The organism is Halalkalibacterium ligniniphilum, from assembly GCF_000334155.1.
GTDB classification, from domain to species: domain Bacteria; phylum Bacillota; class Bacilli; order Bacillales; family Bacillaceae_D; genus Halalkalibacterium; species Halalkalibacterium ligniniphilum.
Genome location: NZ_ANNK01000024.1, coordinates 1 through 16000 on the forward strand (window position 1 = coordinate 1; position 16000 = coordinate 16000).

At 43.6% G+C, this 16000-nt stretch carries 17 protein-coding genes and 1 riboswitch; of the genes, 13 read left to right on the forward strand and 4 right to left on the reverse strand.

The window, feature by feature from the left end:
* The first annotated feature begins 283 nt into the window (after positions 1-283).
* The 9 genes from BLT_RS0101820 to BLT_RS0101865 all read left to right on the forward strand — a co-directional run bounded on the left by BLT_RS0101820 (position 284) and on the right by BLT_RS0101865 (position 7418).
* Positions 284-997 (forward strand): hypothetical protein, encoded by a 714-nt coding sequence (locus tag BLT_RS0101820; RefSeq protein WP_017726118.1) that lies wholly within the window; start codon positions 284-286, stop codon positions 995-997.
* Positions 994-1527 (forward strand): TlpA disulfide reductase family protein, encoded by a 534-nt coding sequence (locus BLT_RS0101825; RefSeq protein WP_017726119.1) that lies wholly within the window; start codon positions 994-996, stop codon positions 1525-1527. Before BLT_RS0101820 ends, BLT_RS0101825 begins: the two co-directional genes overlap by 4 nt.
* Positions 1528-1559: 32 nt before the next feature.
* Complete coding sequence (locus tag BLT_RS21215) at positions 1560-2117, forward strand: class I SAM-dependent methyltransferase (RefSeq protein ID WP_017726120.1); 558 nt, start codon at positions 1560-1562, stop codon at positions 2115-2117.
* An 18-nt stretch (positions 2118-2135) separates the two neighbouring features.
* Positions 2136-2396: a metal-sensitive transcriptional regulator gene (locus BLT_RS0101835; RefSeq protein WP_017726121.1), complete on the forward strand. Its 261-nt coding sequence runs from the start codon at positions 2136-2138 to the stop codon at positions 2394-2396.
* 510 nt (positions 2397-2906) lie between these two features.
* Entirely contained in the window at positions 2907-3290 is a 384-nt protein-coding gene (locus tag BLT_RS0101845; RefSeq protein WP_017726122.1) for a rhodanese-like domain-containing protein, read from the forward strand.
* A 90-nt stretch (positions 3291-3380) separates the two neighbouring features.
* Positions 3381-3998: a polysaccharide deacetylase family protein gene (locus tag BLT_RS0101850; protein ID WP_017726123.1), complete on the forward strand. Its 618-nt coding sequence runs from the start codon at positions 3381-3383 to the stop codon at positions 3996-3998.
* 35 nt (positions 3999-4033) lie between these two features.
* Positions 4034-4417 (forward strand): DUF302 domain-containing protein, encoded by a 384-nt coding sequence (locus BLT_RS0101855; RefSeq protein ID WP_017726124.1) that lies wholly within the window; start codon positions 4034-4036, stop codon positions 4415-4417.
* A gap of 534 nt (positions 4418-4951) precedes the next feature.
* The gene (locus BLT_RS0101860; protein WP_017726125.1) at positions 4952-6487 is read left to right on the forward strand and encodes a multicopper oxidase family protein; all 1536 of its coding nucleotides are present in this window, start codon (positions 4952-4954) and stop codon (positions 6485-6487) included.
* 235 nt (positions 6488-6722) lie between these two features.
* Positions 6723-6809, forward strand: a riboswitch (cyclic di-GMP riboswitch).
* A 246-nt stretch (positions 6810-7055) separates the two neighbouring features.
* Positions 7056-7418 carry a hypothetical protein gene (locus BLT_RS0101865; protein ID WP_017726126.1) on the forward strand — a complete coding sequence of 121 codons (363 nt, stop codon included), beginning with the start codon at positions 7056-7058 and terminating at the stop codon, positions 7416-7418.
* 57 nt (positions 7419-7475) lie between these two features.
* On the opposite strand, the gene BLT_RS0101870 is transcribed toward BLT_RS0101865, so the two are convergent.
* Together BLT_RS0101870 and BLT_RS0101875 are read right to left on the reverse strand one after the other, a co-directional pair.
* Positions 7476-7835: a DUF4363 family protein gene (locus tag BLT_RS0101870; protein ID WP_017726127.1), complete on the reverse strand. Its 360-nt coding sequence runs from the start codon at positions 7833-7835 to the stop codon at positions 7476-7478.
* A 30-nt stretch (positions 7836-7865) separates the two neighbouring features.
* Entirely contained in the window at positions 7866-8597 is a 732-nt protein-coding gene (locus tag BLT_RS0101875) for a YetF domain-containing protein (protein ID WP_017726128.1), read from the reverse strand.
* 239 nt (positions 8598-8836) lie between these two features.
* Between BLT_RS0101875 and BLT_RS24655 the strand changes: the two genes are divergently transcribed.
* On the forward strand, positions 8837-8965 hold the full coding sequence (locus tag BLT_RS24655; RefSeq protein WP_268871112.1) for a hypothetical protein: 129 nt from the start codon (positions 8837-8839) through the stop codon (positions 8963-8965).
* A gap of 502 nt (positions 8966-9467) precedes the next feature.
* Here the strand turns inward: BLT_RS24655 and BLT_RS22570 are convergent.
* Positions 9468-12488 (reverse strand): CotH kinase family protein, encoded by a 3021-nt coding sequence (locus tag BLT_RS22570; RefSeq protein ID WP_017726130.1) that lies wholly within the window; start codon positions 12486-12488, stop codon positions 9468-9470.
* 482 nt (positions 12489-12970) lie between these two features.
* On the opposite strand from BLT_RS22570, the gene BLT_RS0101895 reads away from it, so the two are divergent.
* Positions 12971-13720, forward strand: coding sequence for a polyphosphate polymerase domain-containing protein (locus BLT_RS0101895; protein ID WP_017726131.1), 750 nt, complete (start codon positions 12971-12973; stop codon positions 13718-13720).
* Between the two features lie 18 nt (positions 13721-13738).
* Positions 13739-14428: a DUF4956 domain-containing protein gene (locus BLT_RS0101900; protein ID WP_017726132.1), complete on the forward strand. Its 690-nt coding sequence runs from the start codon at positions 13739-13741 to the stop codon at positions 14426-14428.
* A 5-nt stretch (positions 14429-14433) separates the two neighbouring features.
* On the opposite strand, the gene BLT_RS23555 is transcribed toward BLT_RS0101900, so the two are convergent.
* Positions 14434-14622 (reverse strand): hypothetical protein, encoded by a 189-nt coding sequence (locus BLT_RS23555; RefSeq protein ID WP_152414254.1) that lies wholly within the window; start codon positions 14620-14622, stop codon positions 14434-14436.
* A 669-nt stretch (positions 14623-15291) separates the two neighbouring features.
* Here BLT_RS23555 and BLT_RS0101910 point away from each other — a divergent pair.
* A partial coding sequence (locus BLT_RS0101910) for an agmatinase family protein (protein WP_017726134.1) occupies positions 15292-16000 on the forward strand: 709 nt, incomplete at its 3' end.

A 16000-nucleotide genomic window follows, 5' to 3' on the forward strand; every position in this document is an offset into this window, starting at 1 on the left:
CCTGCGGGATCAAAGGCAAGGGTGAGACCCCACAGTGCCTAAGCACGAGGAGGCTCACCAGCCGCCCGCGGAAAGCGAAGTATTTTCCGAAGCGAAGGCTATGCAGCAACGATCATGACGTTCGGATTTCTCATCAATAGCCTCTTTTCTTACACGTTAAGCAAGGCTAAATTTTTTAACATGGAAGCGTATCGACGTCGTTAAAAATTTGAAGGCTCAAGGATAACGGCAGCGAAGGCTTTCGCTCTGGCCAAGTTTTGTTTAAGCAGGAGGTGAGTGGTGGATGGATGACGTTTGGATCGTTGGACCCTTGATCATTAAGCAATCGATGTTGTTGGTCATGGGGATGATTGTGGTTAGTCTTTTTTTAAGCAAGCAGCTTTTTTATGAAGAGCTTTCCGAGCAAAAAAAGCTCCAGGATAGCTATTGGAACGGCATGCTCTACTTTTTTGTTATCTTTCAATTTTCCACACTGCTTTTTTACCCGACGATTACGATTCGTGATCCGTTTGCCGTGATGGCGATGCCGAGCTCGTCGCTGGAATGGATGCTTGCCTGGCTTGTTGTTGCTCTTTATTTCTTTTGGGTTAGCTGGAAGAGAGGCTTAAACCGCGAATTTCTGTTTCTCTACTTTTTTGTTAGCTACCTTGTGGTTGAAACGGTCTATTTGGCCTTTCATCCGTTTATCGACTACCGGCTGAGTGTCGATGTTCCATACTATGGGGGGCATCCGGTTAGTCTCTATCAGATGCTCGTGACTGTGCTCATTCTAGTCGTTTTTATGTGGCAAAAGCAAAGAAAAATGGACGTGCCACTCATCTTAGGGCGGGTTCTTGTCATGTACGGCGGAAGCTTCGGAATCCTCTCCCTTCTATTTGAACCACGGATGATGGGGATGGCGGTGCCAGCCTGGTTTTATTTCTTGCTCCTATTTGCAGGCTTTGCCACAACGACAATGATGCTAAAGCGCAAAGAGAACCAGGAGGTGAGCAAGTGAGAGGATGGGGAGTGATTGCCTTTCTTGCCATCTTAGTCGGCTGGTCAGCGCTCACAATGAATGAGGATAAGGAAATGACGAGAAGCGGAGAAAGCCAAACAGCTACAGGCATTGCTGTGGGACAGAAAGCACCTGATTTTACACTACAAGCCTTAGATGGTACCTCAGCCTCCTTGTCTGATTTCCGTAGTCAGCCTGTGATGATTAATTTTTGGGCAACGTGGTGTCCGCCGTGTCGTGCGGAAATGCCAGATATGGAAAGATTCTATCAAAATCATGAGGTTGAAGTGCTAGCGGTGAATCTCACAACAACCGAATATTCAAAGGGTGAGGTGCAGCAATTTGTGGCGGAAATAGGGGTAAGCTTTCCGATTCTCCTTGATGAAGCAAATGAGGTCGCCTCACTGTACCAGATTCAACCATTGCCAACCTCATTGTTTATTGATAGAGAAGGTGTCATTCGCCATATCAATGTCGGTCCAATGAATGAAGAAATGATGATTCGCGTTCTAGATCAGATGGAATTTTAATAGAATAAGAGAGAAGGGGAGGGGTATGCTCAATGAGTGAAAAACGTTTTAGCTATCAAAAGGCTGAGGTTCTTTTGGATAAAAAAAGACTTCAATATATGACACCAACGCAGGCAGCCTTTTTGCTGAATGTGCAAGAGTCTGATGAGGTGCTCGATATCGGAGCAGGGAATGGTTTTTTCACCTTGGAATTTGCAAAAATGGCAAAGCATGTGGATGCCGTAGACGTTCAGCAAGAAATGCTAGCCTTACTAGCCCAAAGAGCGAAAGAAGAAGGGGTGACCAATTTGAGCTGTCACCATTTATCGGCAACGAATCTCGCGCTCGAAAAACGATACGATAAAATGTTTACAAGCTTTGTTTATCATGAGGTGGACGACCTTTCACTCGCTTTACAGCAAGCAAGAGAACGATTAAAAAATGGAGGCAGCTTTCTGGTCATCGAATGGGATACCATCGAGACAGAAATAGGTCCGCCACTTCACCACCGGATTTCCTATGAAGAAATGGGATCACTTCTATCAAAGGAAGAATACATGATCAAAGATTTCGGTAAAAATGACGGGATCTATTATTATTTAGTCGAGTAAAAGAAGGGGAAATGCATCATGGAATATACACCAGAAATGAAAAATCGCTTAAAACGAGTCGAAGGACAAATACGTGGTATTCTTCGCTTAATGGAAGAAGAACAGGATTGCAAAGCGGTGATCACACAAATGTCTGCTGCCCGCTCAGCTCTTGATCGAGCGATGGCGTATACAATTGCAAAAAATATGCAGCATTGTCTCATTGAACAAATGGAAAAGGGCGAAGATACAGATGAAGTTGTGGAGGAAGCGATTAAGCTTCTCGTAAAAAGTCGTTAAAAAGGGGTACCGATTTTCGGTGCCTTTTTGCAAAGGATGAATGGGGATAAAAAGTGTTGACAGCAGCACTTTTTGTTTATAATATAGATATAGGGGTATAGGTATATAGCAGGGGCTTTTAACGAGCTCAATCTAAGGAATGGCTTAAAAAGCTGAATCAAGATGATGACCTGCTTGTGATCGGTCGAGCAGCAGCTCGTAGACAAACCTAACATTCCTGTTAAATAAATGTTTAATTAAAGATGGAAAATTGGTTGAACGATAGGTGCACTGGAATCGAGAAAGCCCTCAGTATGTTTTTCGTATACAAACGGGTTATAATGATAGGAAGAACTTGCCTGTGCGCTGTCCGATGAAAGGTAGAAGCCTTCAAAAAGATGATCTCTATTGATGGAATTGAATTTGCTGAGGCAGCGACGATTTTAACAGAGGCAGAAGAGGGAAATGTCAACTTGGTTATCTAATGATAGGAGAGTTTTCTTCTAAAAATATGTTAAAGGATGTCATACAATGAAGGCTTGGTTAAGCAGCATCCTCATTATTTTAGTGATAGGAGCGGGATTTATGGTTTTTAATACGTCAAGCGATATTCAAGAAATATCAACCGAAGAGCTAGAAGCAAAAATGGAAGCAGACAAGGAAGCGGTCTACATTGATGTCCGTGAAATGGATGAATTTGCGGCAGGGCATATTGAAGGAATGACCAACATGCCTCTTAGTGCATTTGCGAACGAATACACAGAGCTGCCGAAGGACAAGGAGATTGTCTTGATTTGCCGAAGTGGCAACCGCAGCATGCAAGCAGCTACTTTTCTCCAAGAGCAAGGCTATAAGAACATCACAAATGTGAGCGGCGGCATGCTCGCATGGGGTGGCCCTGTCATAACCAATTAATCGTCTCTAGGCTAACGATGTTTTGCTTGAATAAAAGGGAATGGCTTACGTAACATTAAGGGAGTGATAACGATGATAAGAACACCATGAGTGGCCACAGCTGAAGTTGTGTACAACTCAAACGACCATCGTATCATTACAAATGCCTATCAGCTAAAGCCTTTCACAAGGAGGTCTGTCGTCTTAAGCTTCGATGATGGACCGAGCAAGCGTTTACCGCAAATTCTTGATGTTTTGGCGAAGGAAAACGCAGTGGCGATGTTTTTTTGGCAATCACGTTTGCTTCATCCTCAAAGAGAGTGGCAGCAAGCACTCAAGGGTGGTCATGTGATCGGCTCACATTCACACAAGCATCCAAATTTTGTCTCACTCGAGCCTTGGCAGCAAGAGAAGGAATTAACAACGAGTGTACGAGTGCTTGAGACCATAACGAAGCAGCCAATCCGCTATTTTCGGCCGCCATTTGGGCAGTTTAATGAGACAACATTGAACGTCGCTTCAAGGTTAGGCTTGGTGACAGTCATGTGGGACATTGCTTCGTTTGATTGGGCTTTAAAACAAAAGCCAGAGCAAATGGTATCCAATGTGATGACCCATATTCAGGACGGCTCCATTATCCTTCTCCATGAGCTGGAACAGACCGTTCAAGTTCTGCCAACGCTTATTCGCAGGATCAAAGAGCAAGGCTATCATTTCACAACGCTTTGATTGAAAATCTTTTACTTTAAAAAGGAGTTGATTGGATGTTTCATTACACAGTGGAAACGAATAAAGCACCTGAAGAGGCCATTGCAGCTTTAGAGGAAACGTTAAAGGAAGAGAAGTTTGGGGTCCTTTGGCAGTTCAACATTAAAGACAAGCTTCAGGAAAAGGGCTTAGATTTTAATCAATCGTACCACGTTCTTGAAGTGTGTAATCCTCATGAGGCGGAACGGGTTCTGACTCGAAATCAAATGGTTGGCTATTTCCTGCCTTGTAAAATTGTCGTCTACGATGATAAGGGACAAACAAAAATAGGAATGCCGAAGCCAACTGCTTTAATTGAAATGGTAGAGGATGAAGAGCTAAAAGGGATTGCAGCTGACATTGAAAACCGATTGATGGCATGTATCGATAAAAGTGTGTAACTGCGAAAAGAAGATCAAAATAAGAGGCACGTAAGATCCATGTACGGATTTTACGTGTTTTTTTGTAGGTTAGGTTCCTTTATCTGTGAAGAAAGATACGTTTGTAGGGTAAGTGGACGGGGGATTCGCTATGTACAGAAAATATGGATCATTGACAGTCGTGTTGACGACATAAGCGATCCTGAGTCCAGATTGGTTAAAATCATTCCATGTCTGTTAGGAGAACGATGAGACTGTGGACAAGGGGCGGTGCTTCCGTTCTAGATGAGGAAACGATGAAGCGCACTTCCGCTCGCACCACCTTATTGAAATGGTGCAGAGAATGACCTAATGAACGCGCTTTATCTTGTGGGAAGAGTGAGCCGCTCATGGGGATTTGGCGGGAAAACAGCATGACCTAGAGTCTCCTGCTAATTTTGTGTAAGGAGTTTGGTGCAAATTTCCACCTTCATCTTCATCATTTCTACATATCTATTCAGTAGGATGAGCATGAGGAATAGTTGTCCAATTTACCATTGCAAGGAGGAAAAGAGATTGAAAAAATTATACGGAATGATGGTTACCTTTGCGTTGACCTTCGTCATCGCAGGCTGTGTGAACAATGTCGACCATTCTGTGATGGATCACAATACAAGCAAGCAAACAGAACAAAATCAGGAAATAGCCGCAACGGTAGATGGCAAAAAGGTTTTTAACCTTGACGTTACTGAAGCCCATTGGATGTTTAATGATGAAATCATGACAGATGCTTGGACGTATAATGGAACCATGCCTGGAGAGGAAATTCGAGTACAAGAGGGCGATACGGTTGTATTGAATGTACAAAATTTACTTGATGTACCAACAGCCATTCACTTACATGGCTTCCCTGTCCCCCATGAAATGGATGGGGTTCCTGGTGTTACGCAAAACGCGATTATGCCTGGTGAATCGTTTACGTATGAGTATGAAGCAACTGTACCAGGCACCTATTGGTATCATTCCCATCAAGATGGCGCGACACAAGTTGATAAAGGGCTATATGGGGTATTCATCGTTGAGCCTGCGAACCAAAAACCCTATGATATAGATGAAGTGATTGTTATTGATGAACACTCTACGATGGATATGAATATGGGCGGCATGGACCACGGAAATATGGACATGGGAAATATGAATATGGGCGGCATGGATCATGGAAGGATGAATGGTGAGGGAGGCATGGGTCATGCACAAATGATGAATCAAATGTATGACACGATGATTATTAATGGAAAAGCCTCTCCGCAAATTGAAGCCATGAGTGTAACAGAAGGAGACAAAGTAAAGCTGCGCTTTGTGAATGCAGGGCTGTTTACCCAAGTTGTATCCATTCCAGGCCATTCTTTCAAAATCACTCATTACGACGGGCAGCCTGTAAATGAACCAGAGATATTAAATGATACGGCCTTTCGCATCGCTCCGGCTGAACGCTATGAAGTAGAATTTGAGATGAATAACCCTGGAGCATGGGGAATTCAAGTATTTGCGGAAGAAAATCAAGAAAGGCTCAACACACTCATCCCAATCGTTTATGACGGTTATGAAGAAGAGGAGCTGCAAGCCGCTGAAGCGATCTCTTCGTTTTTGGACTTAACCACCTATGGAGAGTCACAAGAGCTTGAGCTTGGTGAGATAACAAAGGAATATGATATGCTTCTTGGAACAGATGACGGTGAGATGAGCTTTACGATTAACGGCAAGCAATTCCCAGACCATGAAATCTATGAAGTCGAAGAGGGAGATGTCGTCAAGGTTACGATCGTAAATGATACGGGTGTCGATCATCCTATGCATTTGCATGGCGAATTTTTCAACGTTGTCTCAAAGAACGGAAATCCGATTGCAGGCTCGCCTGTGTTAAAGGATACGTTAAATGTGAGACCTGGGGAAACCTATGAAATTGTATTTGAAGCAAAAAATCCTGGAAACTGGTTATTCCATTGCCATGAATTTCACCATGCAAGCGGCGGGATGGTTGCAGAGGTTCAATACCAAGGCTTTGAACCAGCCTTTACACCAGACCCTAATATTCCAAATATTCCAGAGTAATGAACATTATAAAGAGGCTGGGACATAACGAACGTGTATGATTGAAAATGTGAAATGCATAACCTTAGCGAAGTATAATTCCTAAGCGAATGCTATGCAGCAACGATCATGACGTTCCGATTTTTCATCAATCAAAACTCTTTTGTCCCAGACTCTTGCTTTTATTCATTTATGTAGCTAAAAATCGATCCGTAAGCATGTGCAAAATATCGTGAAAAATAGTATACTTATCCTAAATTGAAAAAGGCAAACCTAGTTAAAGCTAGGGACGCAAAGCTAAAGGGGCTAAGGTTTTCTAAAACTATGCCAGCCAGTTGCCGTATAATAAGGAGTTCTTTTTAACGCATCCTTTTTTACGGGTGTGTTTTATTTTTCTGCGGAAAAGGGGCAGAGCTTACAGTGGATGAGGCAGCAAGTAGCGACTCGCTCGCACCCCTTCAAGAGCACCGCGTAGCGTTTACCCTACGAACTCGCTTTTCAACCCATGTGTGAGAGCAATCTACTCGTGTAGGTTTTAATGGCAACCGTAGAGGCATTTTAATAAAATTGAGGATACGGTGGTAGATATATGTTTGTGCATTTAAAAAAAGAAGATTTTAAGCGATTAGAGGCTGTGTTAACGGTCAATAAAATTGAAGAAGATCTATTAACCATCTCAATCAAAGCTGATGAATGCGACATTGATTTACGCAACGGATCAGAAGGGATGCTTGTCGTGAACCTGCACTGCAAGGGCATGACAAAAATTCGCAGCAAGGCTTTGTTTGAGCTGCTAGAGGATATTGCTAAGGAAAAGGGTTTTTCTGGCATTGAATTTCCTCAAGTTCGAGCAAAAAATCTCATTGAAGAGCTAAAAGTCAGACTGTATGTGAACAAATATGGCTTAAATGAAGCACCTAATAAAGAAGGGTACTATGTGTACTATTTTTAGGAAGAAGGGTCAGAATTTTTAGGCTGGCTTTATAGGTTCTTTTCTTTTTAGCCTTATCTAAATCGATTCCCAAAGTGTATAAAAATAGTAGATTTCTATTAATGTGCTTTCTTGATCACGACCTTCTATACTTCCTTTTATTCTCGAAAGGGATCCGTTAATTTCAAACATAATTTCCCGATCGACGCTGAATTGAATACGCTTTGATATGCTCTCCCAAGCTTTTTCGGCTTTTTTCTGTGTCTGTGATGCTTGCCCCCATTCTTGATTTTTTATATGGCTTTCTAATGCTTGGATGGATTCTTGCAAACGATCATCTTCACTGAATGGTTCCTTTAGCCAACCGGTACTTACAAGTAACGCAGAGCTTAGAGCGATAAAAAGTGTTGGGACAAGAATTAGTAATAGCTTCCGCAAGGTCTTCACCATCTTTATGTATATTTTTTATTAATACGGTCCTTCATAATCACTAATGTTATTTTCTTTTCCCACATGATCCTCAAATTTATCAACATAAAGGGTATCATTCGGCAGGATTGCCACGTAAGAAACCTCTTTTAGATCTTCAATTCCTCTTGCTTTTAACTGGAGGTCAAGCCATTCTCTTGTCTTACCACGCTGCTTCAGGTTTTGCTCAAGGATTATCCCGTCAACGATAATTTCCGTTGTTAGTTTTGCAGGTGTCATAGGAAGACGGAGGTCTTTTCTTTTCACGGCTTGGTAATCGGATTTCGGCAGGATTGAAAAGGTGCCATTCGGTTCCAATAGTGCCACTTCTATTTCAGTCGGATCAAAGATATTTTTGCCGCGTAATTGCATCATGAGCTGAGCCTTTGTTATCCGTGCTTTACTTAAATTGCTTTCAAGAATTTTCCCGTTTTGCATGACCACGACAGGCTCTGAGTCGATCACTTTCGAGAGGTAGCGATTTTTTATATCGACAATTTGAAAAGCTAAGGTTAACAGGATGAAAATCGTTAAGGCGAGCCAGTGTACAAGCACGGTTGAAGAGATGTCAGTTGCCATGGTAGCAGCGATCGAACCAATTGTAATGCCATTAATATAGTCAAACATCGTCAAGTTTCCGAGCTGCTGCTTTCCGATGATGCGTGTATAAATTAAGATCGTAAAAAATGTAATGATTGCCCTGACAATGACAACAAGAGGTTCATTCATCATCTGACCATGCCCCCTTTTCACAGAGTGAATATAGCTTTCGATAGTTTGCCAAAAGCTGCCTGATTCTATGTAGGGAAGATCATGCAGCTTGTATGCTTAAGGAAAGAAAGTCAGTAAAAAACAATCTATAACGGTGCATTTTTTATAAAAATAATTATAACAAAATGAAAGAAATTGAATCAAAAGGAGAACGATATGGACTTGAAAACCGAATTGAACTTGAAAGGAAGGAACTTTACGTGGATCTGAAGCTAGGACAATTTCTTTATGAAAATGAAGAAGCCGTTCTTTTTTTGGATTTCTTCTGCAATGAAAAGAAGCGGACACAGGTTCCTTTATATATGAAAAAAGATACGTTTGTAGGGTAGAAGTGGACAGAGGAGTCGCTATTTGCAGAAAATATGGATCATTGCCAGTCGTGTTGACGAAATAAGCGCCCCTGAGTCCGGATTGGTTAAAAGCAAGTGAGCTTTTTCGCAAATAGAGGATTCCATGTCTGTTTGAAAAAGCAAGGAGAATTTTTTGGGGGACAAAAAATTTCAAATGGGGAATTCAAACGTTGAAAAGCGATGAAGCGTTTGGTACTGACTTGACCGATAAGCGATCATACTTTCAACGAATACACGACAGGGATGTGTGTAAAAACGGCCTAACGGATTCCCATTGCCTAAGCTTATAAGTGCGTGCCCTCTCTTTTCCGCTTGCTACGCTTAGCTAGCCTCGATTATTGATAATGCAAGAATAGTAGAGAGGGCTCTCTTTTTAGGTTGTTTGGCAGGAGTGAGAATAACCTGAACAATCAGCTTTTCCGCCCTTTCATAAAGAAAGGGGGAAAAACAAAGACTTGTTTTTTCTTGTCGGCATGCTTTTCTATTTCTCTGTGATGATTTCAAAGCGATCAACGTGGATGCGGTTGGCGCTGGCATAGGTATTTGCCTCGCCTGTCACTTCAATGGTGATCGTATGAAGTCCGTCCTCAAGATTCGTCTGCTCAAATAACAGATCCTGGAATTTTACCTCTCGACTATAGGTGTCCACTGTGTCAACAAGCTCTCCGTCGAGGTATACATGGGCAATCCCTTGCGTTTCGGCACTATATCCGTACCAGCGGATGCCAGTTCCTTCAAAGTGGAGGGTCACACTCGCTCCTTCATTATTTGAGAAAAACGCTTGGCTATCGGAGTGACGGTCTACATTGCTTTCAAACCAGCTTAACGAATAGGAGAGAGCCTGATCATCGGCTCGCACCGCTCCCTCATCCCGGGCGATAGCGATCACCTCGATGGAGCGAATCGCCACAACATCGCCGTCTTCATTATGTCCAGTAAGTGTTGCTGTACCAGGTGCGATCCCTTCAACGGTCCCTTCATCGCTCACCGTTGCCACATTTGCGTCGCTCGTTTGCCAACGGATGACTTCAGGGGCGCGAACGGTCGTCAACTCTCCCACCTCAAGTGTTACAGCCTCCTGATCGATCTGCTCAACGGCAAAGGTGAGGGTGAGGAGCTTTTGTCCATTTTCAGCGGTAAAATGAACGGTTGCCTCTCCTTCATTGCGGAGGGTGACGCGACCCTGCTCATCGATTTCAGCAACAGAAGCATCAGAGGTTTCCACGTTCACGTCAGCATGACCTGCAAAGGCAAAGGCCATTGGAGTGTCGGTCACATAGGTGCCGCTCCAGCCCTCCTCTAGGCTAGAGGCATCAACACCAGCAATCGACCAGTCCTCCTCTCCAATTTCTTCAATCGTCATGGTCGCTGTGCCTGAAAGTCCAAAATGATTCAACAGGTGTGCGCGCACATAATGGGGCCGTGCTCCAGCAAAGCGGCGCATCACGCTAATTTCTTCTTCCCATTTCTCAAAGGATTCAGGGGCACCCCAGCGTTCAATATGCTTATCCATTTCAGGTGCGATTACAGCGGCCATTTCTTCAATTGTTTCATTGACGTGACTTGGTGCAAACGCCGTGTTGATGGCGTGAGCAAAGCGAATCACAAATTCATCCTTGAACGCCTCATTGGTTAAGAGGGTTCGTAGGAGGAAGGTGGACCAATCAGGGTTTGGCCACGAGTCGCCTCCTGCTTCTGTTGCCATTTGCAGCGTATCATGGGCAACGGTTCCTGGTGCGAGCGGTAAATCAAAGCCGAAATCCATATCAAAGACCGCCCAACGCCATTTCCCATTTGGTCGCTCCCGCCAGAAAACGTTGTTGTTTCCAGGCCAGTCTGTATTTCGTACGTAAATTTGTGCGATGTTATAGTCGATGAAATTGGAAAGATCGATCCGTTCACTTACATACTGGTAATGCTCTTGGTCGGTTACTCCGTTTTCCTTCATATAATCAAGGAGCTCAAGATAATCGTGATTGGACCCTTCCACGACCGTTGCATTCCCGTCTAACAAATCAAGAGCGTCGCCTTTCACATCATGGGCAAGCTCAAAATAATGACGGTCATACCGCTCCCGGAAGTTGTAAATGCCCCAATAGTCGCCATTGATATAGAGAGAGGCAGGCTGGTAAAGCTGGGTCTCTACATCAAAGTCACGAATCAATTCCTGAAGCATGGCGTCACGGAAGAGGGTGTTATTCCAGTCGTTTCCTGAGTTTCTTAAAAGCAGTCGGTTAAACACATCCCGTTCTTCATCACCAAAAATGGCGTGGCGGAAGCGATTCTCGCCAAATTCAGCCCGTGCATAGAGACGGAATGACTTCCGTGGATAGGAGCGAGATGCGCCACCATGGATGCGAATTCCTGCTCCTTGAGCGAGAACCCTCTCACCTGTTGGCTCAAACATCTCTAGATAAATCGGACGCTCCCAAAACTGCCCTGTTTGCATGAAATTTCCCGATAAGTTTGGATTCTCCGCATCAGGGTTATGGTAAACGCCAGGAACATAAATGCCGTACTCCTCATCAAAGAGATTACCATGAGCAGTAGCAATCGACACAATTGGAAGCGTCGACGATTCCCCAATCAAATATGTGTGTGCCGCTTCAAGGCTTTCCTCTCCTGTCTCCGCAAAAAACTTGGCGCGAACGACCGTATTTTCTGAAATCGCAATCGGTCCGCTATAGGCTGAAGACGACTCGTCTACTTCGCTTCCGTCAAGGGTGAAGCGAATCTCACCTTCCGCTTCTCCGACCGTTTCAATGGCAATGGAAAGAGCCCCGTCGTAAAGCCCCCCTTCCTCTGAAAAAGCAAGCTCAAGCTCAGGGCGAGGAAAATCTTTGTCAAGGATGTCGTCATAGATCGAGGAAAGGGCCATCAAGTCTTCAATCGGATTCCCTTCTAAATAGAGGCGATCCCGTAGCATAGGCAGGCGCCGCAGCGTATCGACCGAGTCAATGTTGTTGTAGCGTGCATTCAAATCACGGAGAAATTCCATCTCCCGGATCGGCTCTAAGTCCTGGATGCGGTTTTCCCGAATGTTCAAATACTCTAGACGGGTAAGGCCGCGAATGGGTTCAAGAGAGGAGAGTTGATTTTGTCTCACATTCAGTGACGTCAACCCTTGCAGACCAGCAATCGGCTCAAGGCTCTCAACTTTATTGTCGGTTATCGTTAGGGAGGTCAGCCCTGTCAATTGCTCAAGGGGTGCCAGATCTGAAATTTTATTTCCAGTGAGATCAAGTGATGTTAAGCTTTCAAAATGCTCAATGCCTTCAATGGATTCAATTTGTGCGTAATCAAGGGTCAGCGACTCAATGTGGCTCAGCATGTCCTTGCGAATCGGCTCGTCCTCAAGCTGTAGCTCCATGCGGATCGCTTGTTCAAAATGTGGATCGGCAAAGCTTAATTTCTGGTCATCAGCAAGAAAAAAAGCCCCGCCCCAGACAACCGCAACAACGCAGGCAAGGCCGAATAATAACGTGAATGGTTTTTGTTTCACAGTGGGTCCTCCTATAAAAAGCAACTTCTTTTTGTGGAATGGGTGGAGCTTCTGGTTGATTAGACAATGAAGTCCTTCCGCTCGCACCGCCTTCATTGAAATGGTGTACAGCATGACCTGACGAACTCGCTTCTTTTCGTGTGGGAAGAGCAAGCCGTCCATGCAGATTTCTGTGGGAATGGGTGGAGCTTGAGCACAGCAGCATCTTGCTCACACCGCTTTAAAAATGCGGGTCAATATCCATCACTTAAACATCCTAAATATGGAATAATCCTTTCAAAAATGGATATAAACTTCAAGATAAGGATCATTTCTTCAAAATCAGGGTGTTCTATTCAAAAAATGGTTATTTTCGAGAATGACACAAAAATCTCTCAATGTTATACTACTGATTATGTTAACATATTGTAAAGAGCAATCGGACTTTATTAGAGATTATGTTAAAGTTTTGTTAAAATTACCAGAGTAAAGGAGGGATTTGATTGGCTTTGGAAATTTTTAGTCGATTTGAATTGAAATATCTAGTTCCGTTTGCAACGTACAAGCAGCTCGTCCCTTATTTACTTGAGCGAATGCGCTACGATAAATTTGGCGACGAAGGCAAGTACAACATTGTTAGTCTTTACTTCGATTCCGATGATAAAAAAATTTACTATGAAACACGTAACAAGCTTCGCTTTCGCCAAAAGCTCCGTCTACGAGTTTATGACAACGCAACCCTTGAAGGGGCTTCTTTTTTGGAGGTAAAGCAGAAGTATAACAATGTCGTCAACAAAAGACGAACGATGATTACCCTTCAAGATGCCTACCATTTTTTAAAGGCAGGCTCCACAAAATATATGGACAGCTACGATGTCTCAAACCCGCAAATTTTAAAAGAGGTCGACCGTTTTCAATCCCTTTATGATCTTGCCCCCCGTGTAATTGTAAGCTATGACCGCCAAGCCTTTCATGGGCTTTATGAAGAGGACTTACGGGTGACGTTTGATTATAACCTGATGTGCCGTGATGATAACCTACGGGTGGAGGACGGTCCGCACGGTGACCATTTCGTTGATCCGAATCTTGTGATCATGGAAGTGAAGGTGACTCATAGTGTGCCCCTTTGGCTTACACGTCTTTTAAGCGAGTTTGAATGCCCGAAGAAAAGTGTTTCGAAGTTTTGCACAAGCATTGATTTAGTAGAGGAAGCACGGAAACAACCTTTCCAATACGAAGAACAGATTATTTAATAGTGTAGGAGATTAGCAATGAACCGTATATTTGAGGAATTTCAATATTTTAGTGATGGAACGACTAGTGCTGCGGTTCTTGAAGCGTTCGCAGCCATTTTTTTGAGCTTTATTCTTAGTTTATTGATTACGTTTGTGTACAAAAAGACCTTCACCACTGGTCGCTACTCCCAATCCTTTGTCCATACGATTGTGATTATGTCCGTTGTCGTTTCAGTGATCATGATTGTGATTGGAAACAACATCGCAGTTGCCTTTGGGCTTGTGGGGGCCTTCTCAATTATTCGCTTTCGTAGCGCCATGAGTGATCCGAAGGACATTGCCTTTATCTTTTTCGGGATGGCGACTGGGATTGCCTGCGGATTAGGCTTCTACATTCTTGCGGTATTGTTTGCGATCACCCTGTCGATTCTCATTTATTTCTTGTTTGCGATTAATTACGGACGCCAAGAAACACAAAGTAAAACGTTAAAGGTAACCATTCCTGAAAATATGCATTATGAAGACGTATTTGACCCGTTGTTTGACGAGTATTTGAAGCAGCACCGTCTTCAGCAGGTGGAAACGACCAATCTTGGGACGATGTATCAGCTGACCTACTTAATTTTGCCGAAAGAGGGCATAACTGATAAGCAAATCATGGATGCCATTCGTGAGCTCAATGCAAACTTAAAGGTCTCCATCGTCATGCCGTCTCAAGAGTTTTGACTCAATTACTGCCCCTTGTCTATCCGAAGCTTGCATGAACGGCTCGCTCTTCCTAATTCAATGGAAACGAGTCCGTCAAGAATGGTGAGTAACCTTTCAATAAAGAAGTGTGAGGCGAAGGGCTTCATTATTTCGTCAACTTGAACGGAAGCTTCGTCCCCTTTTCCACTGAAAAAGCTTGCCGTTGCTGGCAAGCTTTTTTACGCCATAGAAGAGAGATTGGAGAGAGCAATATGTCCGATTCTGAATGACTCAGCAAAAGGAGGGAGAAGAGGAGGGTACTTGTGACACATCATAAAATAAAGCGGCTGTACGGCTCGGAAGATAAATGAAAAGGCTTACAAATTTCTAGGTTCATTGACGGATTGTTCTGCCATCCATTGAATAAAAGATAACTCTTCTTGTTTTAAACCACGCTCTAACTGCTGTTCAAAATAAGTCTGTAACTGTTTGAGGACATCTTCACACTTGTTTTCCACGGTTTACCAACTTCCTTTCGTTATCTTTTGACAGAAACGATTGACAAATCGATTAACACACAATCATTTACCGAAACATGGCCTCCACTACTTATTATAATACGAATTTTGGAAAAGAACAGCCGTAATTTTCAGATAACATTATTAAGAAAAAGACACTTTACTACCTGTATCCATTGTTTGTTGAAGAGAATGATAAGCATATTTATCAATGTCGAAGTGAAAATAAGAATTCTCCAGCTTTTTGTCGAACAGTGATGTGTCGTTACCCACAATATCTATTTTCTCAGTGGGTTCGTCAACGAATGACAATCACTAAATCGATGATTCATTCTAGTTGTCACGGGTATAGAGATAAGAAGACGACGAGTAGGAGTTGAAACAATGAGTGAAAAAATTTATGGAAATACCCCAACCTTTTTAGGAGCCATTAACGGAACAACAAGCCCAATTGATCAAGCCGATGCGTTGATTTACGGCGTCCCTTGGGAAGGTGCAGTAACGTGGGGAGACTACACAGGCTGCGAGCTCGCTCCAAAAGTGATGCGCTTGTCCTCAGGCCGCTATAGCGGCTACTTGCCAGAGCTTGACCATATCGATGTGTTTGAGCAGCTTACCCTGGCAGATATGGGGGATGTGGACGTGGTTCCTGCCGATGTGGAAGAGACGATGAAGCGAATCGGCGATTTCGCTGGAAACATCTGGAGCTTAGGGAAATTTCCCATTGCCCTCGGAGGCGACCACGGGATTACCTACCCAATCATCAAAGCATTAACAGAGAAAACAAACAAAAAAATCGGCATTCTCCACCTTGATGCCCATTATGACAACATGTCCCATCATGAGGGGGATAAGTATGCCCGCTCCACACCGTTTGCCCGCCTATACGAGCTGGAAGGGGTGCGGAACGAAAGCCTCATTCATGCAGGGATCCATGGACCGCGTAATAAACCGGAAAGCGGTCGCTTTGCAAACGATGCTGGGGCAAAAACGGTGACACTGAATGAGATTCGCGAGACAACCGATCTCCGAGCCTTTGCTGACGAGCTGTATGACCAAGCAAGTAAGGGTGTCGATGCCGTCTACTTAAGCA